Origin of the sequence: Sphingomonas alpina, assembly GCF_014490665.1 — a bacterium.
Taxonomy (GTDB): Bacteria; Pseudomonadota; Alphaproteobacteria; order Sphingomonadales; family Sphingomonadaceae; genus Sphingomonas; species Sphingomonas alpina.
The window spans coordinates 3,244,024-3,265,819 of sequence record NZ_CP061038.1; the positions used below are offsets into that span (position 1 = coordinate 3,244,024).

Genomic DNA, 21,796 nt, shown 5'->3' on the forward strand with positions numbered 1-21,796 from the left:
GGTTTAACGCAGGATCCTAGCCCGCAGGTTGAAAGGACGAGAATGCGCATCCTGCTGGTTGAGGACGATATGGCGCTCGCCGAGGGCATCGCCCGCGCGTTGCGCGCCGAGCATTTCGCCGTCGACACTGCCACGAATGGAGAGGACGGCGCGCATCTCGGTGACACCGGGCTGTACGACGCCGCGGTGCTCGATCTTGGCCTGCCGGTGAAGCCCGGCATAACGGTGCTGAAGGAATGGCGCGCGGCGGGCCGTGCGCACCCGGTGCTGATCCTCACCGCGCGCGATGGCTGGTCGGACAAGGTCGAGGGCTTCCGCGCCGGGGCCGACGATTATCTGACCAAGCCGTTCCGGCTCGAGGAACTGGTCATGCGGCTGCGCGCGCTGGTCCGCCGCGCTTCGGGTCATGCCGCAAGCATCGTCAGCTGCGGCCCCGTGTCGTTCGACGCACAGACCGGCCAGTTCGAACTTGACGGCCTGCCGCTGCGCCTCACCGCGCTCGAATGGCGCGTGCTCTCCGCGCTGATGCTGCGCAAGGACGTGGTGATCGACCGGCTCGACCTGATGGAACGGGTGTATGACGGCGATGCCAACCCGGACTCCAACTCGCTCGAAGTGATTATCGGCCGGCTGCGCAAGAAGGTCGGCCGAGACCTGATCGAAACGGTGCGCGGGCGCGGCTATCGCCTGACCGAGGCGCCGCAATGAGGCTGATGCCGAAATCGCTTTACGGCCGGCTGCTCGCCACAGCGCTGCTCGCGACGCTGGCCGCGCTTGCTTTCGCCGCAGTCGCGATCGGTGCTGTGCTCGAACGCTTCGTGATGCACGGACTCGACCAACAGCTCGATGCCCAGATCGCGATCCTCGCCACCGCGATCGGGCCGGACGGCGCGATCGATCGCGGGCGCATCTCACTCGCCCCACCCTATGACCGGGCCGATTCCGGCTGGGGCTGGCGGATCGACGCACCCGCCGGCACGATCCGCTCGCCCGCCGCACCCGATCCGGGGCCGTTTCGGCTCGACGAGCCGCCGCCCCACTTGCGTCCTGACCGGAACGATCGCTCGGACGAGCCGCGCCCGCTCCTCTGGCGGGCCGCTGACGGTCATGCCTACCACGCCCGCGCGCTGACCGTTCCAACCTCGGCCGGCATCGTCCGGATCACCGCGTCCGCGCCGCGCGCCATCGTCGAACGCCCGATCCGGGCGGCGATGATCCCGCTGCTTGGCTCGCTCGCCCTGCTCGGCATCGCGCTGGCGCTGTCCACCCTGATCCAGCTGCGCATCGGCCTGCGCCCGCTCGGCCAGCTGCGCGAGGCGCTGGCGGCGGTACGGCGCGGCAGTGACGCGCGCGTTCCACCCGACCAGCCGACCGAACTCGCGCCACTGGCAGATGAGATCAACGCGCTGCTCGATGCGAACGACGCGGCGCTGGCCAATGCGCGCGGCCATGTCGCCAATCTCGCGCATGGGTTGAAGACGCCGCTCGCCACGCTCGCCCTTGCGCTGCGCGAGCGCGACCCCGACGGGTCGCTCGGTGCGCAGCTCGATCGCATCGATCAAGCGGTCCGCCACCATCTCGGCCGCGCCCGCACCGGCACGCCGGGCGGCGTCACGCGGGTCGCGACGCCACTGCGCCCGGCGATCGAGGGGCTTGCCGAGGCGCTGGGCCGCATCCATGCCGCCCGGCCAGTCACCGCCGACATCGCGATCGACCCCGGCCTGTCGGTTGCGCTCGATCCGCAGGACCTGGATGAACTCGCCGGCAATCTGCTCGACAATGCGTGGCGCTGGGCGGCGAGGCGTATTATGGTGAGCGCCGAACGCGACGCGCAAAGGGTCCGGCTGATCATCACCGATGACGGCCCCGGCATCCCCGACGCCGAACGCGTCGCGGCGATGCAGCCGGGCCGTCGCCTCGACGAGTCCGGCGACGGCCATGGCTTCGGCCTGTCGATCGCGCGCGAACTGGCCGAGCTTTATGGCGGGACTCTGTCGCTGGATGCGGCGGAGAGCAGTGGACTGCAGGTGACCGTGAGGTTGCCAGCAGCCCTCTAACTCGTCCCCCGCCATGCGAGAGAGGAGTTAGAGGGTCATCCCCGTTCGCTATCGAGATGCGCCATCAGCGGCGTCGGATACCGATCGCCCGCCGCCGCGCCCTTGGGCACCGCGTGCTCGATCGCGGCCAGATCCTCGCCGCTCAGCACCACATCCAGCGCCCCGAGCGCCTCGCTCAACCGGTCGCGCCGCCGCGCGCCGACCAGCGGCACGATATCCCGACCCTGCTCCGCGACCCAGGCAATGGCGATCTGCGCCACCGTCGCACCCTTCGCCGCCGCCACCGCCTGCAACGCATCGACCAGCGCCAGATTGGCATCGACATTCCCGGACTGGAATCGCGGGCTCATTGCGCGGAAGTCGCCCGCCCGGCTGGCATCCTTCTGCCAATGCCCGCTGATCAGGCCGCGCGACAGCACGCCATAGGCGGTCACGCCGATCCCGAGCTCCTGCGTGGTCGGAAAAATCGCCTCTTCCGGCGCGCGCGAAATCAGCGAATATTCGATCTGCAGATCGCAGATCGGATGCACCGCCGCCGCGCGCCGGATCGTTTCCGCGCCCATTTCGCTGAGCCCGATATGCCGGACATAGCCAGCCTTCACCATTTCGGCGATCGCACCGATCGTCTCCTCGATCGGCACGTCCGGGTCGAGTCGCGCCGGGCGATACACATCGATATAGTCGGTGCCGAGCCGCTGCAGCGAGTAAGCAAGGAAGTTCTTCACCGCCTCGGGCCGCGCATCATATTTCGACCAGCCACCCGCCGCATCGCGCATCGCGCCGAACTTGACGCTGAGCTGATAGCTGTCGCGCGACAGGCCTTTCACCGCCTCGCCGATCAACATCTCGTTATGCCCCATGCCGTAGAAATCGCCGGTGTCGAGCAGAGTCACACCGGCGTCGAGCGCGGCATGGATCGTCGCGATGCTCTCCGCCCGGTCGGACGGGCCGTACATGCCCGACATGCCCATGCAGCCAAGCCCGATCGCCGATGTCGCCGGGCCGTTTCTGCCCAGGTTGCGCTGTTCCATGATCCGTTTCCTCAAAATCGCTTGCCCGCTTATGCCACACCGGGGATCGTGCAATAAGCCGATGTTATTGGAACAGCCCGTGCGGGAATTCGGACAATGACCACGCCCAATCTCGATGATATCCGACTCTTCGCGAGCGTCGCGGAGGCCGGCGGCTTTCGCAGCGCAGCGCAGGACCGCAACGTCTCCGCTTCCTCGCTCAGCGACGCGGTGCGCCGGCTCGAAGGCGATCTCGGCGTGCGCCTGCTCAATCGCACCACGCGCAGCGTAACGCCGACCGAGGCGGGCCAGCGCCTGCTCGAACGGCTGCGCCCTGCGCTGGCCGAAATCTCCGACGCGCTCGACGGCCTGGCGGTGCGCGACGGCCAGCCGAGCGGTACGCTGCGGCTCAACGTGCCGACCGTCGTTGCGCACTATATCCTGCCGCCGATCATCGCGCGCTTCCTCGCCGCGCATCCCGGCATCCGCATGGAGATCATTGCCGAGGACACCTTCCTCGACGTGCTTGCGCACGGCTTCGATGCCGGCATCCGCTATGAGGAAAGCATCGCCAGGGACATGATTGCGATCCCGATCGGCCCGAAATATCAGCGCTTCGCGGTCGCCGGCTCGCCCGCCTATCTCGCCGCGCACGGCGTGCCGAAACATCCCCGCGATCTCGCCGATCACGCCCGGATCGGCCATCGCTTCGCCAGCGGCCATCTCGCGCTGTGGGATTTCGAGCGTGGCGCCAAGCGCTTCCGCATCGCGCCGGAAGGTCCGCTGATCTCCTCGTCGCACGCGATCGGCATGGCCGCAGCGCTGGCCGGGCTTGGCCTGATCGCCAGCTTCGCCGAATATCTCCAGCCGGAGATCGATCGCGGCGCGCTGGTCCAGGTACTGAGCGACTGGCAGGAGGATTTCCCCGGCCCCTCGCTTTACTATCACAGCCGCCGCCACATGCCCGCGCCGTTGCGGGCGTTCATCGATTTCGTCAAAGCAGGTGGATAGTCCGGAGACGTTCATGCCCCAACCCCTTGCTCTCGCTTTCGACGTGTTCGGCACGGTGGTCGACTGGCGCACTAGCATCGCGCGCGAGGCCGACGCCTTCTTTGCAGCACTCGGGCATGAAATCGACGGCGCGCAGTTCGCCGACCAGTGGCGTGGTCTCTACCAGCCGGCGATGGAGGAATGCCGCAGCGGGCGCCGCCCCTATACGCGGCTCGACATTCTCAACCGCGAGACGCTCGAAGCCCTGCTCGCCCGCCACGACATCGACCCGTCCGGCATCGAAGACGCGGCGCTCGACCGCTTTGCCCGTGCCTGGCGGCGGCTCGATCCCTGGCCCGATGCGGTCGAGGGACTGACCCGGCTGAAAGTCCGCTTCCCCATCGTCACTCTGTCCAACGGCAATACCGCGCTCACGCTCGAAATGGCCCGGCGCGCCGGCCTGCCCTGGGACACGATCCTCGGCGCCGAATCGACCGGTCACTACAAGCCGCTGCCACAGGCCTATCTCGGCACCGCCGATATCCTCGGCATCGCGCCCGGCGCCTTGTGCCTGGTCGCCGCACATCACAGCGACCTCGCCGCTGCGCGGGCGTGCGGCCTGATGACGGCCTATGTCCACAGGCCGCAGGAATATGGCGGCCGAATCGCCCCCGACGCGAATCTGGCGCAGGACTGGGACTATCGCGCCGACAGCTTCATCGGGCTCGCCGGGCAGCTCGAACGATAGCGTTCAATATCGTCTGCGCCGCGTCTTCCTGATCTGAATCAGCACCGGAATCCGCGCAAATTATTTTGCGAAATTTTTCTCCGTTCCGTATTCGTCCTCTTGCCTTTCGGCAAAGCCAGCTTTGACCACGCGTCGCTGCGCTGCGGTACCTGGCGCTTGCCGTGAACCGACTCAAAATAGCGACGAACCGAGTCTCTAATTTGTCATTTACTGTCTTGCCTCGGGACCAGAATGGGCACAATCTGTAGGGGTTGAGTTCGGGGGCGAACCCAAGAGCTGGTAGAACATCAGTCGCAACACCATATTGCGAGCATGCCCGCACGCGCCATCACGGTGGCGCGAGGGGTGAGATTTTGTTCTCACTGGGACGCCCGGAAATGGTAGCTTGGGGGTTCGCCCCGATTCGAACGGACCGGGAACACCGGTCGGGTAACATATTTGAGACAAGGGCGGCATTCGATGGACTTCAGAGACGGTCAGGAAGCGAGCGTAAACATGGCAACCGACGCGATGGACGCGATCACCGGCACCCCCGACGAGGCGCTTGCTCAGGATAAGGACAAGGGCAAGGGAACGGCGAAGCGCAAGCTCGACGCGCGCGGCGATTCGAAGGAAGTGAAGCCACAGCTTTACCCGGTCGAGGTCGATCATTCGCGCGACGCCCTGCTCACCGATTTCGGCAAGGACACGCTGACCGACCGCTATCTGCTGCCGGGCGAGCGCTACCAGGATCTCTTCGTGCGCGTCGCCTCGGCCTATGCCGACGATGCCGCGCACGCGCAGCGCCTCTATGACGCGATCTCGCAGCTCTGGTTCATGCCCGCGACCCCCGTGCTGTCCAACGGCGGCACCGGCCGCGGCCTGCCGATCAGCTGCTATCTCAATTCGGTGCCGGACAGTCTCAACGGCATCGTCGACACCTGGAACGAGAATGTCTGGCTCGCCTCGCGCGGCGGCGGCATCGGCACCTATTGGGGCAATGTGCGCGGCATTGGCGAGCCGGTCGGCCTGAACGGCAAGACCAGCGGCATCATTCCGTTCGTGCGCGTGATGGATTCGCTGACGCTGGCGATCAGCCAGGGCTCGCTGCGCCGCGGCTCGGCCGCCTGCTATCTCGACGTCAGCCACCCGGAAATCGAGGAGTTCCTCGAGATCCGTAAACCCTCGGGCGATTTCAACCGCAAGGCGCTCAACCTGCACCACGGCGTGCTGATCACCGACGAATTCATGGAATGCGTCCGCGACGGCAAGGAATGGACGCTGCGCAGCCCGAAGGATCAGTCGGAGCGCGGCAAGGTCGATGCGCGCAGCCTGTTCCAGAAGCTGGTCGAGACCCGTCTCGCCACCGGCGAGCCGTACATCGTCTTCTCCGACCATGTGAACAAGGCGATGCCCAAGCATCACCGCGAGCTCGGGCTCAAGGTCTCGACCTCGAACCTGTGTTCCGAAATCACCCTGCCGACCGGCAAGGACCATCTCGGCAATGACCGCACCGCGGTATGCTGCCTGTCCTCGCTCAACCTCGAAACCTGGGACCAGTGGAAGGACCAGAAGGGGTTCATCGAGGACGTGATGCGTTTCCTCGACAATGTGCTGCAGGATTATATCGACCGTGCCGAACCCGGCATGGAGCGCGCCGCCTATTCGGCAATGCGCGAGCGTTCGGTCGGCCTCGGCGTGATGGGCTATCACAGCTTCCTCCAGGCCCGCGGCCTCGCCTTCGAAGGCGCGATGGCCAAGTCGTGGAACCTGAAGATGTTCAAGCACATCAAGGCGCAGGTCGACGAAGCCTCGATGCAGCTCGCGGTCGAGCGCGGCCCCTGCCCCGACGCCGCCGATCAGGGCGCGATGGAACGCTTCAGCTGCAAGATGGCGATCGCGCCGACCGCGTCGATCAGCATCATCTGCGGCGGCACCAGCGCGTGCATCGAGCCGATCCCGGCCAATATCTACACGCACAAGACGCTGTCGGGCAGCTTCTCGATCAAGAATCCCTATCTCGAAAAGCTGCTGATCGAAAAATCGAAGAACAGCGACGCGGTGTGGAACTCGATCCTGGAACAGGGCGGCAGCGTCCAGCATCTCGACTTCCTCAGCACTGAGGAAAAGGATTGCTACAAGACCAGCTTCGAGATCGACCAGCGCTGGCTGATCGAGCTCGCCGCCGATCGCACGCCCTATATCGACCAGTCGCAGTCGCTGAACCTGTTCATCCCGGCCGATGTCGAGAAATGGGACCTGCTGATGCTGCACTTTCGCGCCTGGGAGCTGGGCATCAAGTCGCTCTACTATCTCCGGTCCAAGTCGATCCAGCGCGCCGGTTTCGCCGGCGGGGTGGAGGCCGACAACACGATCGACCTGCGCGAAATCCAGGTCGAATCGAAGGATTATGACGAGTGTTTGGCGTGCCAGTGAGGTGGCGTCTTTAAGTCCCCCTCACCCTTCCGCGACTACGTCGCTCCCTCCCGATCCCACAAGGGGAGCGGGATCAGCGAACGCGACTGCTGAAAACTCTTCTCCCATTGTGGGAGAAAGTGATGGGTCGGCAATGCCCCCGGCATTGCCTGAACAGCGCGGGGCGCTGTTCACCCATCACTGGGCCCACGCGAAGCGTGGGAAGATGAGGGGGAATGCGGAAGGCCTGACCAAGCGCCAGCTGCTGCCTGCGAACACTACCGCCCGAGCTCGGGACCTCCGCCGCAATGCCACGGAAGCTGAGAAACGCCTGCTGGGAGCGCTACGCGAAACATTCCCGGCAGCGAAATCCCGCTTCCAGGTTCCGATGGGACGTTTCTTCGTGGATTTCTGCTCACACGGCGCAAAGCTGATCATCGAAGCCGATGGCGGCCAGCACGCGATCGACGCTGAAGCGGATGCCCGCCGCACGCGCTTCCTGGAAGGCGAAGGCTACCAAGTGATGCGCTTCGGGAACAACGACATCCTCGAAAACCTCGACGGCGTAGTCACAACGATCGCAGCTCAAATTCCTTCTCCCCCTGTGGGAGAAGGTGGCGCGAAGCGCCGAATGAGGGGGAGTGATCGCACGTGACGCTCGCCCCGTCCCCCTCACCCTTCCGCGACTGCGTCGCTCCCTCCCTCTCCCACAAGGGGAGAGGGAAAGTGAGCTCACGCTTCTTCTTCGAAGCTCACCGCGACGTCGGCATTGGCGCTCAGCCGCACCGTATCACCCTCGACATCGGCAACCAGTCCGCCCGAGATGAAGTGATGATGCCCTTCATGGCTCCCCTGGCCGCTATCGGCCTTGGTCAGCTTGATCCGGTCGCCCTCGACCTTGTCGACGGTGCCGACATGCACGCCGTCGGCGCCGATGACGTCCATATGTTCCTTGACTGCGCTCAGATCGGCCATGCTCGTCGCTCCTTGGTTATGGTTGCCGCAATTGAACGCGTGCCGGCGCGAATGGATGCACCGGCGAGCTCGCCATGCTGACCACGACCCCATATCTGCGTCTGGCTTTCGCGCTCACTCTTGCCGCGACGCTCGCCGCTTGCGCGCATCAGGTACCCGCGGCAGTCGCACCCACCGCGCCCGGCTTCCTGCTGGGCCTGTGGCACGGTTTCATCTTCCCGGTCGCCTGGGTGCTGTCGCTCTTCATGCCCGACGTCGCGGTCTATGCCGTGCCCAATAATGGCGGCTGGTATGATTTCGGCTATTTCCTCGGCATCGTCGTGTTCGGCGTCGGCTCGCATCGCGGCTCGCGGCGGATCTATGTCGATCGACGCCGGTCGCGATGACGCTGCAGATCGCCATCATGTACGCGGTCGCGCTGCTGTTCAGCCTGATCGGCGCGGGCCTGTTGCTGGCACTGCTGCGGCCCGCCGGCCCTGCGAAAGTCTATGTCTTCCGCATGGTCGGGATCATGGCTGTGGCGCTCGGCGTCGTACTCGCGATGTCGGCGACCGCGATGTGGCGCTGGAGCGCTGCGTCGTGAGCATTGCTACGATGACGCGCCGCTTCTGGCCCCGCCTGCGCTTGCTACTGATCACCGCCGTGATCGCCGTGTTGTTGCAGTTGGTGTTCACGCTGACCGGCTTCGGGAACTGGGTACACGAAACCCCTGCCGCCATCGCGGCCGGCCGGGTAATAGTGCTTCTGTTCTGCGGAGGGGGCGGCCTGTTTTGCTTGGTGGCCGGCCGTTACGACCCCGAGATGAGAACGTTTGGCAACCGTCTCACAGGCATTTTTTTACTCCTGATCGCCGCCATCCAGGCAGCGCTCCTGTTCAGGGCTGCGGCATCATGATCAGCAGCACGCCTACTGTCCTCCTCGCTTCGCCGACACGGTTCGGACCGCTCGAAAGCACCCTCGCGGCAGCGTGCTGTGCTAAGGTGACGGCGACTCGTGGGGATATTGCTGGCGACCATTGCGACCGGAGAGCAGCATCATGACCAGGGCAACAAGCGCCACATCGCCCAGGCGGCAACCGCGACAAACGCTCGGCCTGATCCAGATTCTGGTGTCACTGGCTGCGCTCGTTACGCTGGCCAGGGAATATTGGCTGGGCATCGACGCACCCCACTGGTCCAATCTTCTGCTGGCCGCAGTGTTTTGCTGCGTGGCCGTCAGCTGGCTGGCCTGGCCGGATGACTCCGGCCTTCCATCGAGATTTTCGGCACGTTTCGGCAGCGCCATGATGCTGTTCCTTGCCGCGACCTTCTTCATTCAATTCCTGCATTCAGTCTGAAAGGCGTAACCCCATGTCCCTCACCGAAGCCCGCAAGCAGTACAAGCCGTTCGAATACCCCTGGGCGTTCGACTTCTGGAAGCGCCAGCAGCAGATCCACTGGATGCCGGAGGAAGTGCCGCTCGGCGAGGATTGCCGCGACTGGGCGCAGAAGCTCAGCGACCATGAGCGCAATCTGCTGACGCAGATCTTCCGCTTCTTCACGCAGGCCGATGTCGAGGTGCAGGATTGCTACCACGAGAAATATGGCCGCATCTTCAAGCCGACCGAGATCAAGATGATGCTCGCCGCCTTCTCCAATATGGAGACGGTGCACATCGCCGCGTACAGCCATCTGCTCGACACGATCGGCATGCCCGAAAGCGAGTACGGCGCCTTCCTCGAATATAGCGAGATGAAGGACAAGCACGACTATCTGCAGGGCTTCGGCGTCGATACCGATGAGGATATCGCCAAGACGCTCGCCATGTTCGGCGGCTTCACCGAGGGGCTTCAGCTCTTCGCCAGCTTCGCCATGCTGATGAACTTCCCGCGCTTCAACAAGATGAAGGGCATGGGCCAGATCGTCACCTGGTCGATCCGCGACGAAAGCCTGCACTGCGAAGGCATCATCAAGCTGTTCCACACCTTCGTGAAGGAGCGCGATTGCTACACCAAGGCGGTGAAGCAGGACATTCGCGACATGTGCCAGACCACGGTGCATCTCGAGGATAATTTCATCGATCTCGCCTTCGAAATGGGCCCGGTCAACGGCATGACCCCGAAGGAGATCAAGAAGTATATCCGCTACATCGCCGACTGGCGGCTGGGGCAGCTCGGCCTCAAGCCGATCTACATGGTCGACGACCATCCTTTGCCCTGGCTCGCCCCGATGCTGAATGGTGTCGAGCACGCCAATTTCTTCGAACAGCGCGCTACGGAATATTCCAAGGCCGCGACGCGCGGCAACTGGAACGAAGTGTGGGACGGCTTCGACAAGCGGCAGAAAGCGAAGGCGGGACCGGCGGCGAACGAGGATGCCAATGGTGGGGACGCTGGCGGGGATATGTTCTCACAGGCTGGTGTGGCGGCGGAGTAACATCGGCACAGTCCCTCCCTTTCGAGGGAGGGACCTATATACGTGTGTAACCCGCTACTACCTTAGCTTCATATCATCATCGTTGAAGATGTATCCGCCGATCCGGTCCCGTAACCCAGCAAGGACAGCGACGATTTTATCGTCTTCGTTGAAGTGCCGGCCACTGATGTCGGCTTGGATGAGGTTTGCGTCTTTCGCGAACTCTTCGAACTCTCCGTATTCGTTCGTGCCGAGATAAAAGTAAGCCATAGGATCGTCGGCGTTGGCGAACAGCACCCAAGTCTCTCCGCTTTGGCCGGCGAAGAAGTCCGAAAGGGCAGCTTGAGCGCGCTCCGCGCTTTCAAAGCCTATCAAGAAATAGCTCTTCACGCCGTTCGTTACCATGAAAAAGCCCGCTGGTTAGGCGGTGCTTCTCGTTACAGCAGGTCGCCTGCATCGAACCCAAACTTGACAGCACCCGACCGCATGACAACCATCGCCCCATGCGCCCACGACTGAATTTCGCACTGGGCGCGGCACTCCTGCTGCTCTGGCCCGTCACCGCGGAGGCGCAGGATGATCTGTGGTTTCCCATCGTCGATCAGCGCGGCCAGCTGATCGGCTGGCAGCATGAGACAAAAGAGAGTGATGCGACAACCACCCGGATCACCCGGGAAAGGGAAATGGCCTTTCGCGTCGAAGGGCATAACGAGTCCCGCTCGCATGTACGGAGCGTGCGCGAGCTCGATGCCCAGGGCAGGACGATCCGGGTTTCGATCGAGACATCGGACGGCAAGAAGCGACGCCTCCATCTGGTCACGGTCCAGAATGACGCTGCGGCCGTCGACAAGGGCACGCCGGATCCCGAAAACGCCGTCGAGGCCGCAGACGAAGACGGCCAGTCCATCCTGTATCTGCAGGAGTTGCTCGCGGCGGGCGACACGGCACCTCGCCCGGCCTCCGCCACAAGATGGCAACGCACCGATGGGGCAGGCACGGGCGATCTGATCCTGTCGGCCTGGCGAAACGGGCTACCCGGCCTGGTCTGGTCGATCCGGCTCGATGACAAGGGCCGCATCCTGCGCGCCGAACAGCCGCTGCCCGGCAACAGCGTGATCCTGCAACGGTCCGATCAACCGATATCTCCACAGGAATTGCAGGCGCCGACCACGCGTCACCAGATGATCGCGTCGCCCTATGCGATCTCGCGTACCGCACTGGAGGGTCATATCCGGTATCAATTCGGCCTGCCCGCCGCCTTCCGCCCGGCTTTGCCCGTTACCGGCGAACAAGGGATCACGGCCGAAGATACCGGGCTGCGGCTCGATATCTGCGCGACCTGCGGCCCCGGCCTGTCGACCGATCCGTCCGACCTGGCGCGCTGGCGGCGGCCATCGGCGTGGATCGAGAGCGATGCGCCTGAACTCCGCAGCGCCGTTCGCGGCATCGCCGCCGCGCAGAATGATATCGGCAAGATGAAGCGGCTCGAGCGCCTCGCGCGCCGCCGCCTGAAAGATGAGGATTTCGACGGCCATTATTCGGCACTGCAATCCTGGCGCCGCCGGGCGGGCGACTGCACCGAGGACGCGACCCTGCTCGCCGGCCTCGCCCGCGCCGCCGGCATCCCGGCGCGCGTCGCCAGCGGCCTGATCTATTCGCGCGAACGCTATCATGGCGCAAGGAACGCGTTCATGCCGCACAGCTGGGTGGTCGCTTATGTCGATGGGTCGTGGAAAAGCTTCGACATCTCGTTCGGGACCTTCGACGCGTCGCATATCGCGCTTGCGATCGGCGATGGCGAACCTTGGGCGATCGGTGCAGCGACGCAGGTCGCCGGTCTGCTGGACTGGCGGGGAATGACCGAAGTCAGGAAGCGGCCGGCGTCACCGGTGCCGGCATCGTGACCGCCTGCCCCGCCGCCTGAGCAGGGGCCGGGTCGTCATACGTGACCGGAAGCGCCGGCGCGTCGCTCACCGGCTCGTCCTTCACCCATTGCGCATTTTTCGGCGCACGCAGCCCGCCGACAATGATATAGTCCACCTCTTCGTCGACTGAAGCGGCCGGCTCCGCCTGTTGCGCATGGGCAGGGATGGCGATAGCCGTGGCCGCCAGCGCAGCGGCGGCGAGAACCGAACGCGCGCTCACCGCATAGCTGACGCAGATTTCCGTTTCGCAGCCGCTCAGCAGCGCCTGCCGCTCGCCGACGCTCAGCGCGGTCAGGTCGTGGACCTCGCGCTTGCACAGCCGGCACTGGCTGCCGTCCATGATGTCGGACAGGTTGCCCTTGTACGGGCAAGGGCTCTGAATGCGTGGAAACAGGCTCATGGGTCGACCTCCCGGTGCGAGCATATCGTATCATGACCTCATTGCAATTGGGAGGTTCGCCCCTGCTTCGGGCACATCGCTTATGCTACCCCTCGAACCGCCCCGTCCCCTCACGATCCCGCTCATACTGCCTCGCAAGCGGGAATGGCGGCAGCCAGGACTCGCGACGAATGGTCCAGCTTTCATAGGTCGGCACCAGCTGGTCGGGGGGAGTCCAGCGATCCCAGATATAGTTCGACCTCGTCGCCGCTGCGCGCGAACAGGGATGAGCCGCAGCGGGGGCAGAAGAACCGCCCGGCATGGTCGTGCGTCTCACCCTCGATCGTCACAGCATCTTCCGGGAAGATCGCGCTCGCCTCGAACAGCGCGCCATGATGCTTGCGGCAGTCGAGACAATGACAAATCCCGACCCGATATGGCAGCCCCGAGGCCATGATCCGGACATTGCCGCACAGGCAGCCACCGGTGAACTGGTCCATGTTGCGTCTCCTCCAATCGAGCGGCCGGACCGTTACAACGGACACGGCCATCGTAACGATCCGGCTCGTGGCACAGTGGCGGGAATCAGGCCGCGCGTCAGCTCGCCGTCTCTCTCACCCGGTCGGCCGCCTCGAAATGACTCATCTGGTCGGCCCTGGCCTTTTTGAACGCGGGACGATCGGTGACACGCTTCACATAGGCCTCGGTCGCCGGGCGGTCGTCAAAGGCGCGAACCAGCGACACGCGAAGCACATCCGCCATCAGCAGGTCCGCGATGGTGAAGCGATCGGCGGCGAGCCATTCCCGCTCGCCCAGCACCCGTTCCAGATGGTCGAGCCGCTGGCGCAGCCATCCGGTCAGGCCATTATCATCGTCGCCACAGATCTTCAGGAACCACCATGGCACGCTGACCATCTCGATCGAATTGAGCGCAGCGATCGTCCATTGCAATGTCTGCGCTTCACCGACCGGATCGCGCGGCATCAGCGTGTCGCTTTTCCGCGCCAGATGCAGCAGCCCGGCGCCGCTTTCGAACAGCTCCACGCCGCCGTCCTGCAGATACGGGACCTGCCCGAAGGGCTGATGCGCCAGATGATTGGTCTCGCGGCCATCGAACGGCACCGTTCCGACCGTGTAGTTGAGACCGGCTTCCTCGCACGCCCATCTCAGCCGGAGATCACGCACGAAGCCACGCGGGCCTTCGGGAACCCAGTCATAGGTCCAGATGGTCAGTTCGCTCATACCGGCGCGCCCTTCTCGTTTGTGGGAAACAGCTCCCCATTGGAGGCCTTCGTTAGACCTCTTCCGTCATCCCCGCGAAAGCGGATTCCCGCTGCCTAGCCCGCACTCAGAAGAAGAAGCGGGATTCCCGCTTTCGCGGGAATGACGGGATGGGTTAAACCAAAGCCATCTGACTCTGGCTTCCCGGCTGCGCAATTTGAAGCCGAGCACAAGATCCTCCATCCCGACCCGGGCGCACGGATCGCGTATGCCGACCTATACCCGGACGGCGCTGAAAGGCGCGCAATATCTCCCCAGCCGAGATATGGGACACATCCAACATTCACCCAACCGTTTGATATTATTTAATTTAATTTCCGACCATTCAGACCGGTCGACCACCGATATCCGGCCCATCAACGACAATGCCCGCCCGTCCAGCCCCCGGGATATGCGACAATCCGGTGTCCCATATCTCTCCCCGCACCCGCCGCGCAGCGTCGACGCCGGCGCCGGCGGTGCGGCACTCACGCGATTCAGCCCGGCGGCAATCGCGCGCATTGTCGCTCGTCCGGTGTCTTCCCGGCCGCCGGCCCGCTCTTTGACATGACGATACCGAATGACCCTCACCCGATTTCGCGCCATAGCGCGGCCCATGGAGCAGCTTTCCGCCACAACCGCCAAAGGCCGCCGCTCATGAACCCGCTGCTCGACCATATGATCACCATCATGGCGTTCATCCTGATCGGATTGGCGGTCATCCCGCTGCTGCTGGTCGCGCTCGGCGCGCTGGCCAGCTATTTCGACCTCGGGATCGCCGGTCCGATCCTGGCCGTCGCGGTCCGCCTCGTGACGCTGCAATGGATCAGCGGCGGCGTGGTGAATGTCCTCGCCGGCCTCGCGCTCGCCGCGCTCGGGATCTGGGCGGTGCTGCATTTCGACCCGCTGCTGCATCGTATCCTGAGCGCTGCGCTGGTGCCGTTCGGCTTGTGGCGGATTTTCAGGGGCGTTGCCGTGCTCCGGCAATGGACGAAAACCGACGCCCCCTGACGGATCGCCGTGCCAATTCCCGACAGGCCCGCGAGCACCCGGTAAAATTCCCGCAGAAATCGCCAGAAGCAGTTCGATCAATCGCGCCGATGTGCTGATCGCGCGCAGCATCGGCGCGCCCCCTCTGCCCGATTCAAACCCGCCGCAATTGCACCCATTGTCGCTCCAACCGGCGGCCCGTCAGTCGCCGACCCGCTCTTTGACATCAAACCAGCGATAATTTCCGCCGCGACAGCGAAAGGCCGGTCTCTCATGGATGGTGTGATCACCGTCATTGCACTCATCCTGATCGGGCTGGCGGTCGTCCCGTGGCTGCTGGTCGGGCTCGGCACGCTGGCCAGCCAATTCGACCTCGCGATCACCGATCGGATCCTGACCCTCGCGGCCCGGTCCGTGCAGCTTCAGTGGATCGGCGGCAGCATGCTGAACATCGTGGCCGGGCTCGCGCTCGCCGCGCTCGGGATCTGGGCGGTGCTGCATGTCGACCCGCTGCTGGACCGACTATCAGGTGTCTCGCTGGTGCCGTTCGGCTTGTGGCGCATCAGCATGGCCGCGGCCTTGCTCCGACACAGGCCGAAATCATCTGCCAATGTCGGACAGGGTGATTGGCGGCCGCCCCGGACTTGAGGGCGCCGATCGGCACGCGGGAATGCACCCGAATGTGCTTTGACATGACAGAAAAACCAGCTGGCCCGGCCCGAAGCCTGGCCGCATCAGCCCTTCTTGTCTTCCTTGCGGTATGCCTCATGGCACCCGCCACAGGTCTTGCGCAACTCGCTCCATTGCGCGGCGAAGCCCGGCTTGTCGCCCGCCTTGGCCAGCGCGGCGAGCTTGCCCGCCGCCTCGGCATAGGCGGCCGCCTTCGCCTCGAATCCGGCGCGGTCGGTCCACACATTGGGCAGCGCTTCGGTCGGCGCGACATTGCTGCCCGGCGGGAACATCGCCGGCAGCGCCTTTGCCCAATTGGCCAGCGACCGCGCGGCAAAGGCTTGGCCGGCGACGTCGCCGCCACTGTCGATCACGGCCTTCATGCCACCGAAATTGGCCGCGGAAAGCAGGAATGCCGCCTTGCGCCCGGCCACGATCGCCGCCGGATCGACCGGCACGCTCGCCGCTGCCGGGGGCGTCGATACGGCGGGGCCAGTCTGCCCGCCGGCATTGGCGCCGGTCGCCGCCGCCAGGACCAGGCTCGCGCCCAGGATCGCTATCGTTCCGCCGCGCATAACCCGATCTCCTTCAAGAGTGCGGTAAGGCTATGCCCTCCCCGGCGCCGGTGCAATGCTTCACATCGCCCCGCTTCCCCCGTCATTCCCGCTTTCGCGGGAATGAAGAACAGGAAACCCCAACCCTTAGAGCCCCAGCGCCGCCTTGATCTCGCCCCAGCGCACCAGCTTGAAATTCTGCGCGCGCGGCGCGTTCATGCCGTCCTGCGCGACCATGATGCCGTCGGGAAAAGACGGGCCGAAATCGCCCGCCACGACCTCGATCCCGTCGGTCTCCTCGGTCGATCCGAACGTGCCCGGCGCGATGCGGAAACGGCCCACATAGGTCTCGTCCGACAGGCGATAGACCGCATAGGCATTGTCGCCCTGGCTCGACACCACGACATAGCCGTCGGCCACCGCGACCCCTTCGGCATCGGCGACGATTGCCTTGCCATCGGCGGCGGCGACCTTGACCGGCTCGACCGGACCATCGGCGCGCGCGTCGAAGCGCCACAGTCCGGCATCCTCCTCCGCCACATAAAGCCGCGCGCTGGCCGGATCGACCGCACAGCCCTCGGATTGCGTACCGAGCTTCATCACCCGCACCACTTTGCCCGTCGGTGTCGCGCCGCTCAAATCGATCGCGACCTGGCGGATCGTACCGTCCTTCACCACCATGAACGCGTACAGCGCATCGGCAGCACGGTAGAGGCAGATGCCATAAGCCTCGCCAGCCCCGGCCGCGACCTTGCCCAGCGGGGTCAGCTTCGCGGTTGCGCCGTCGAGCGCGAACAGCGTGATCTGCGCATTGGCGAGATCGTTGCGGTCGCTTGCCGCGACGATGATCCGCTCGCCGACGGTGGCGAGATCGACATTGTTGACCCGACCGGCATCGACGAAATCGCGCGCCTTGCCGTCCAGGCCATATACATACAGCCCGGCCTTCTTGTCGGTGCCGACGATCAGGCTCCCCGCCGGGTTGGCCGGGTTGCGCCAGATCGCGGGATCATCCGCCGCATCGGCGTTGGCGGTCGCCACCGCCTCGGTCTCGCCCGCCGCCTGGACGGTCTTGGCCGGCAAGGCATTGGCAATACGCGTTTCCACCGGGACTTCAGCGGCCGCGCATCCGCCAAGTAACAAAACTGTCACCAAAAGTGTAACCGAAGTGAAACCTGAATTCCGCGACCCTGTCATAATCATTACCTAACTGCGCTGCCGAAGGGGCCCGTTGGCACGCAGCGTTTCCCCGGTCAATTTCATAATAATCAACGGGGGTCATGATGATCGACACGCGGATACTTCTCGCCGGATGCGCCTTTGGAGCATTGATTTTGCCAACACTGGCAGTTGCTCAGACCGGCCCGAACGAAACGCCTGTGGCTGCGCCGGCAGAACCGGCTGCCGAGGATCAGCAGCAATCCAGCGACATCATCGTCAACGGCACGATCATCTTCCGCAACCGGACCGAGGACCCAAATCCGGTGCTGTCCTATGATCTCGAATATTTCCAGCGTTTCGAACCCGTCTCGGTCGGCGAGATGCTCAAGCGCGTGCCCGGCGTGACCTTCACATCCGACGTGCTCGAATATGACGCGGTGCAGTTCCGCGGCCTGCCGCCCGGCTATACCCAGGTGCTGATCAACGGCCGCCGCGCACCCGGCGGCGAGGCCGATCGCAGCTTCTTCGTCGACCGCATCCCGGCCGAACTGGTCGAGAAGATCGAGATCGTCCGTTCGCCGCGTGCCGACCAGCCCAGCGAAGGCGTCGCCGGCACGCTCAACATCGTCACCAAGGAAGCCGCGACCTTCGAGGGCGGCTTCGCCAAGCTCGGTGCGCTGATCAACAAGGACGGCAAGGTCCGCCCGTCGCTCGGCGCTGCCTATGCCGGCCGCATCGGAGAAGACACAACCTATTGGGGCGCCCTCAATTATCAGGAGCGTCGCAACGCCAAGAAGAAGGTTTCGCTGCGCTTCAAGAAATTCACCACCGGTTCGCTCGATGCGGCCGATCCGCAGTTCAAGAATACCGAGCTGCAGGACGATACGCGCGACGGCAGCGATCTATCGGGCAGCGCCGAGATTCGTCATGATTTCGGCGGCAAGAGCTTCCTGCGGCTTCAGGGCTTCTTCGTCGATACCAATCGCGACGAGAATGAAGTCTCATCGACCTTCAAGGGTGCCAAGCTGACTCCGGACGGGGTCGAGCTGCAGCATGAGAAGATCAAGCAGCAAACCTATGCGATCAACGCCGATGGCGCCTTCGATCTGGGCGGCGGACAGGTCGGCATCGCCGGAAGCTGGTCGGGCTATCGAGAGAACACCAAGGTGCGCAGCGATGAAGGCAGCACCGCGGCCAATGCGACGCTTGCCGGCACCGAGACGCTGCGCATCAAGGACGACGAATATACCGGCACGCTCTATTACGCGGTCGGCACGGACAGCCTGCGCTTCAAGGCCGGCATCGACGTCCTGAACAAGACCCGCAACGGCACCAATTTCACCTTTGACGACGACAGCGAGCTGGAGGGACCGATCGCGGGCTCGGTGTTCCGTATTCGCGAGAAGCGCTACGATCCCTATGCCCGACTGACGTTCGAGCCCAATGCGATGCTGACGATCGACGCGGGGCTCCGCTACGAAATCACGCGCCGCAACGTTCTCAGCAATCTGGCCGGCGCCGCCAATCTGACGCAGAGCGCGCGCTACAATACCGAAGCGCTCAACCCGTCGCTGCATCTCCGTTACGCCCCGACCAGCGCCGATCAGTTCCGCGCCTCGATCGCCCGCACCGTGCGCCGGCCGAATTACGACCTGATCACGCCTTATCTGCAGGAAGAAGAACCGGCCGATGAAAATGTGACGCGCGGCAATCCGCTGTTGCGCAACGAACGCGCCTGGGGCGTCGATGTCGGTTACGAACGCAAGTTGGGCCGCAAGGGTATCTTCGGCATCAACTTCTTCTACCGCGACATCATCGACGTCATCGAAACGGTCGACACGAACACCAATTATGTGAACGGCAACGACAGCTTCGACATCCTCGAGCCGCGCAATATCGGCAAGGGCAAGACCTGGGGCTTCGAGGTCGACTTCTCCGCGCCGCTGGACGTGATCGGCCTGCCCGACACCGGCCTGTTCGCCAATTACACCTATCTCGACAGCTCGATCCGCGACCCCTTCACCGGTGAGAAGCGGCGATTCAACAACCAGCCGCACCATGTCTATAATGCCGGCTTCATCCACACGCTGAACAAGCTCGACGCCAGTTTCGGTGCGACGGTCTCGGGACGCAGCAAGGCAAGCGAGTCCAATTTCGATGAAACCATTGACCTGACCTATGATCCCGATCTGGAGGCATTCGTCGAAAAGCGGCTGGGCAAGCATTTCGTGCTGCGCTTCTCGGTACAGGACATCCTGCGCCGGTCGAAGAAGGAGGCATTCCTGAAATATGACGGCGATTCCTATCAGGAAATTCTCGCCAACCGCCGCGCCGGCGTCCTCAAGGAATATGAGCTGGAGCGCGAAAATGCCGGCCCGCTGTATCAGGTAACCCTGCGCGCGGCATTCTGATGTCGGGAGGGGCGGTCAGCCGCCCCTCTCCCTTCTATTGGCAAAGGCGCAGCACGGTCCGAACTTGTCCGACGGTCGATCTTCCCGGTTGACCGCTATTTATGATGCAAATACATCATGTATATGCATCACGAAGATTCGATCGCCGAGGCCGCCTGCGCCTGCACGGCCCTGCGCAAGGCGTCACGCGCCTTGTCGGGCGTCTATGACGCCGCGCTTGTCGATACCGGCATGACCATCGCGCAATTCTCCATCCTGCGCCACATCTGGCGCGCCGGCGAGGTGCCGCTCAGTCGGCTCGCCGAGCAGCTGGTGATGGACCGCACCTCGCTCTACCGGGCGCTCATCCCGCTGGAGCGGCAGCAATGGGCGTCGGTCACCCCTGCCCCGGAAGGCCGGGCAAGGATCGCGTCGCTGACGGAAGCCGGCCGTGCAGCGATGCTGCGCGCGACCGCCCCATGGGAGGCGGCACAGGCGCGCATACTGGGTGAATTCGGCGCGAAGGACTGGCAAACGCTGGAGAATATGTTGCGCACGCTGACCGCGATTGCAGGAGACGCGCGGTGACCACGATCCGCCTGCCCGCGCGCAGCTACGCCTATGTCGTCGTCGCAGTGACCTTCCTCGCACTTCTCATCTCGGCCGGGCTGCGCTCCGCGCCCGGCGTGCTGATGGTCCCGCTTGAGGTCAATTTCGGCTGGGACCGCGCGACCATATCCTTCTCCGCCGCCGTCGGCCTGTTGCTCTACGGGCTGGTCGGCCCGTTCGCCGCCGCGCTGATGGTCTCATTCGGGATCCGGCGCACCATGCTCGCCGGGCTCGCGCTGATGTCCGCTTCGACCTTTGCCAGCCTGTGGATGACCCTGCCCTGGCATTATGTGCTCAGCTGGGGCGTGATCTCCGGCGTCGGCAGCGGCGCGGTCGCCTCGGTGCTCGGCGCGGCGGTGGTCAATCGCTGGTTCGCCACACGCCAGGGGCTGGTGATGGGCCTGCTCAGCGCAAGCACCGCGACCGGCGCGCTGGTCTTCCTGCCGCTGCTTGCCTGGCTCGCGCGTGAAGGCGCATGGCGGCCAGTGGTGATGGCGGTCAGCATCGCCTGCCTCGTGCTGATCCCGCTGGTCGCCTGGATCGTACCCGAACGGCCCGGCGATGTCGGCACGCGCCGCTTCGGCGAGACCGACGAAAGCGAACCGCCTCCGCCACTGAAACAGGCCGCCTCGCCCATGCTTGCTTTCGCCGCGTTGTTCCGCGCGGCGAAGCAGCCGGTGTTCTGGCTGTTGTTCGGCACCTTCTTCGTCTGCGGCCTGACCACCAACGGACTGATCGGCACGCACATGATCGCCTTTTGCGGCGATCATGGCATCGCGCCGATCGCCGCGGCCGGCCTGTTGTCGATGATGGGCCTGTTCGATCTCGTCGGCACCACGGCCTCGGGCTGGCTCACCGATCGTTATGATCCGCGCAAATTGCTGTTCGTCTATTACGGCCTGCGCGGCCTCTCGCTGCTTGCGCTGCCCTTTCTCGATTTCAGCCCGGCGAGCCTGACGATCTTCGCGATCTTCTTCGGCCTGGACTGGATCGCGACCGTGCCGCCGACGGTGAAACTCGCCAACCTCTCCTTCGGCGAGCGCGAGGCGCCGATCGTGTTCGGTTGGGTGCTGGTCGGGCACCAGCTCGGCGCGGCGACCGCTGCGTTCGGCGCCGGCCTGATCCGCGAGCAGACTGGCAGCTACACGATCGCCTTCGTGATCGCTGGCGCCTTCGCACTGGTCGCTTCGGTGGCGATCATTGGATTAGGCGCAAAACGTCCGGTAATGGCCACCGCATGAAGCCCCTTTTTTCCGACGAAATGATTCAACTCGCGAGCCAATTCATGCAGC

General features: G+C 64.4%; 25 protein-coding genes. 17 read left to right on the plus strand and 8 right to left on the minus strand.

Annotation, left to right across the window (positions count from 1 at the left end; all coding sequences use genetic code 11):
- Positions 1-42 precede the first annotated feature (42 nt).
- Together H3Z74_RS15105 and H3Z74_RS15110 are read left to right on the plus strand one after the other, a co-directional pair.
- A complete protein-coding gene (locus H3Z74_RS15105) occupies positions 43-708 on the plus strand; it encodes a response regulator (RefSeq protein ID WP_187760426.1) in 666 nt (221 codons plus the stop codon).
- A complete protein-coding gene (locus tag H3Z74_RS15110; protein WP_187760427.1) occupies positions 705-2,057 on the plus strand; it encodes a sensor histidine kinase in 1,353 nt (450 codons plus the stop codon). The genes H3Z74_RS15105 and H3Z74_RS15110 overlap by 4 nt, the downstream gene beginning before the upstream one ends.
- Before the next feature lie 35 nt (positions 2,058-2,092).
- Here the strand turns inward: H3Z74_RS15110 and H3Z74_RS15115 are convergent, their stop codons facing one another.
- On the minus strand, positions 2,093-3,088 hold the full coding sequence (locus tag H3Z74_RS15115) for an aldo/keto reductase (protein ID WP_187760428.1): 996 nt from the start codon (positions 3,086-3,088) through the stop codon (positions 2,093-2,095).
- A gap of 96 nt (positions 3,089-3,184) precedes the next feature.
- Here H3Z74_RS15115 and H3Z74_RS15120 point away from each other — a divergent pair, with 96 nt between their 5' ends.
- The 4 genes from H3Z74_RS15120 to H3Z74_RS15135 all read left to right on the plus strand — a co-directional run bounded on the left by H3Z74_RS15120 (position 3,185) and on the right by H3Z74_RS15135 (position 7,854).
- Positions 3,185-4,078: a LysR family transcriptional regulator gene (locus H3Z74_RS15120; protein ID WP_187760429.1), complete on the plus strand. Its 894-nt coding sequence runs from the start codon at positions 3,185-3,187 to the stop codon at positions 4,076-4,078.
- 13 nt (positions 4,079-4,091) lie between these two features.
- Positions 4,092-4,805 (plus strand): haloacid dehalogenase type II, encoded by a 714-nt coding sequence (locus H3Z74_RS15125; protein ID WP_187760430.1) that lies wholly within the window; start codon positions 4,092-4,094, stop codon positions 4,803-4,805.
- Positions 4,806-5,300: 495 nt separating this feature from the next.
- A complete protein-coding gene (locus tag H3Z74_RS15130) occupies positions 5,301-7,220 on the plus strand; it encodes a ribonucleoside-diphosphate reductase subunit alpha (protein ID WP_390901762.1) in 1,920 nt (639 codons plus the stop codon).
- Positions 7,221-7,353: 133 nt separating this feature from the next.
- Entirely contained in the window at positions 7,354-7,854 is a 501-nt protein-coding gene (locus H3Z74_RS15135) for an endonuclease domain-containing protein (protein ID WP_315443303.1), read from the plus strand.
- Between the two features lie 77 nt (positions 7,855-7,931).
- Here the strand turns inward: H3Z74_RS15135 and H3Z74_RS15140 are convergent, their stop codons facing one another.
- The gene (locus H3Z74_RS15140) at positions 7,932-8,174 is read right to left on the minus strand and encodes a DUF2171 domain-containing protein (protein WP_187760432.1); all 243 of its coding nucleotides are present in this window, start codon (positions 8,172-8,174) and stop codon (positions 7,932-7,934) included.
- A 74-nt stretch (positions 8,175-8,248) separates the two neighbouring features.
- On the opposite strand from H3Z74_RS15140, the gene H3Z74_RS15145 reads away from it, so the two are divergent.
- From H3Z74_RS15145 to H3Z74_RS15165, 5 genes are all read left to right on the plus strand, one after another.
- Entirely contained in the window at positions 8,249-8,560 is a 312-nt protein-coding gene (locus H3Z74_RS15145; RefSeq protein ID WP_187760433.1) for a hypothetical protein, read from the plus strand.
- Positions 8,557-8,757 carry a hypothetical protein gene (locus tag H3Z74_RS15150; RefSeq protein ID WP_187760434.1) on the plus strand — a complete coding sequence of 67 codons (201 nt, stop codon included), beginning with the start codon at positions 8,557-8,559 and terminating at the stop codon, positions 8,755-8,757. The genes H3Z74_RS15145 and H3Z74_RS15150 overlap by 4 nt, the downstream gene beginning before the upstream one ends.
- Before the next feature lie 11 nt (positions 8,758-8,768).
- On the plus strand, positions 8,769-9,068 hold the full coding sequence (locus H3Z74_RS15155) for a hypothetical protein (RefSeq protein ID WP_187760435.1): 300 nt from the start codon (positions 8,769-8,771) through the stop codon (positions 9,066-9,068).
- A gap of 142 nt (positions 9,069-9,210) precedes the next feature.
- A complete protein-coding gene (locus H3Z74_RS15160) occupies positions 9,211-9,510 on the plus strand; it encodes a hypothetical protein (RefSeq protein WP_187760436.1) in 300 nt (99 codons plus the stop codon).
- A 13-nt stretch (positions 9,511-9,523) separates the two neighbouring features.
- Positions 9,524-10,588, plus strand: a complete 1,065-nt coding sequence (locus H3Z74_RS15165; protein ID WP_034160547.1) for a ribonucleotide-diphosphate reductase subunit beta — start codon at positions 9,524-9,526, stop codon at positions 10,586-10,588.
- Positions 10,589-10,645: 57 nt separating this feature from the next.
- On the opposite strand, the gene H3Z74_RS15170 is transcribed toward H3Z74_RS15165, so the two are convergent.
- On the minus strand, positions 10,646-10,957 hold the full coding sequence (locus H3Z74_RS15170; protein ID WP_187760437.1) for a hypothetical protein: 312 nt from the start codon (positions 10,955-10,957) through the stop codon (positions 10,646-10,648).
- Positions 10,958-11,070: 113 nt separating this feature from the next.
- On the opposite strand from H3Z74_RS15170, the gene H3Z74_RS15175 reads away from it, so the two are divergent.
- Positions 11,071-12,471, plus strand: coding sequence for a transglutaminase-like domain-containing protein (locus tag H3Z74_RS15175; RefSeq protein WP_187760438.1), 1,401 nt, complete (start codon positions 11,071-11,073; stop codon positions 12,469-12,471).
- Here H3Z74_RS15175 and H3Z74_RS15180 read toward each other — a convergent pair.
- The 3 genes from H3Z74_RS15180 to H3Z74_RS15190 all read right to left on the minus strand — a co-directional run bounded on the left by H3Z74_RS15180 (position 12,434) and on the right by H3Z74_RS15190 (position 14,113).
- Entirely contained in the window at positions 12,434-12,892 is a 459-nt protein-coding gene (locus tag H3Z74_RS15180) for a hypothetical protein (protein WP_187760439.1), read from the minus strand. The two genes, H3Z74_RS15175 and H3Z74_RS15180, sit on opposite strands and share 38 nt — an antisense overlap.
- 182 nt (positions 12,893-13,074) lie before the next feature.
- Positions 13,075-13,371, minus strand: coding sequence for a GFA family protein (locus H3Z74_RS15185; protein ID WP_229726607.1), 297 nt, complete (start codon positions 13,369-13,371; stop codon positions 13,075-13,077).
- A 97-nt stretch (positions 13,372-13,468) separates the two neighbouring features.
- The gene (locus H3Z74_RS15190; protein WP_187760440.1) at positions 13,469-14,113 is read right to left on the minus strand and encodes a glutathione S-transferase family protein; all 645 of its coding nucleotides are present in this window, start codon (positions 14,111-14,113) and stop codon (positions 13,469-13,471) included.
- Positions 14,114-14,788: 675 nt separating this feature from the next.
- Here H3Z74_RS15190 and H3Z74_RS15195 point away from each other — a divergent pair.
- Positions 14,789-15,142: a hypothetical protein gene (locus H3Z74_RS15195; RefSeq protein ID WP_187760441.1), complete on the plus strand. Its 354-nt coding sequence runs from the start codon at positions 14,789-14,791 to the stop codon at positions 15,140-15,142.
- A 252-nt stretch (positions 15,143-15,394) separates the two neighbouring features.
- Positions 15,395-15,769 carry a hypothetical protein gene (locus H3Z74_RS15200; protein WP_187760442.1) on the plus strand — a complete coding sequence of 125 codons (375 nt, stop codon included), beginning with the start codon at positions 15,395-15,397 and terminating at the stop codon, positions 15,767-15,769.
- Positions 15,770-15,855: 86 nt separating this feature from the next.
- Here the strand turns inward: H3Z74_RS15200 and H3Z74_RS15205 are convergent, their stop codons facing one another.
- The gene (locus H3Z74_RS15205) at positions 15,856-16,365 is read right to left on the minus strand and encodes a c-type cytochrome (protein ID WP_187760443.1); all 510 of its coding nucleotides are present in this window, start codon (positions 16,363-16,365) and stop codon (positions 15,856-15,858) included.
- Between the two features lie 126 nt (positions 16,366-16,491).
- Positions 16,492-17,541: a phytase gene (locus tag H3Z74_RS15210; RefSeq protein WP_229726608.1), complete on the minus strand. Its 1,050-nt coding sequence runs from the start codon at positions 17,539-17,541 to the stop codon at positions 16,492-16,494.
- Between the two features lie 182 nt (positions 17,542-17,723).
- Between H3Z74_RS15210 and H3Z74_RS15215 the strand changes: the two genes are divergently transcribed.
- From H3Z74_RS15215 to H3Z74_RS15225, 3 genes are all read left to right on the plus strand, one after another.
- The gene (locus H3Z74_RS15215) at positions 17,724-19,916 is read left to right on the plus strand and encodes a TonB-dependent receptor plug domain-containing protein (RefSeq protein WP_187760445.1); all 2,193 of its coding nucleotides are present in this window, start codon (positions 17,724-17,726) and stop codon (positions 19,914-19,916) included.
- A 123-nt stretch (positions 19,917-20,039) separates the two neighbouring features.
- Positions 20,040-20,483, plus strand: coding sequence for a MarR family winged helix-turn-helix transcriptional regulator (locus tag H3Z74_RS15220; RefSeq protein ID WP_229726609.1), 444 nt, complete (start codon positions 20,040-20,042; stop codon positions 20,481-20,483).
- Positions 20,480-21,745: an MFS transporter gene (locus H3Z74_RS15225; RefSeq protein ID WP_187760446.1), complete on the plus strand. Its 1,266-nt coding sequence runs from the start codon at positions 20,480-20,482 to the stop codon at positions 21,743-21,745. Before H3Z74_RS15220 ends, H3Z74_RS15225 begins: the two co-directional genes overlap by 4 nt.
- Positions 21,746-21,796 lie beyond the last annotated feature (51 nt).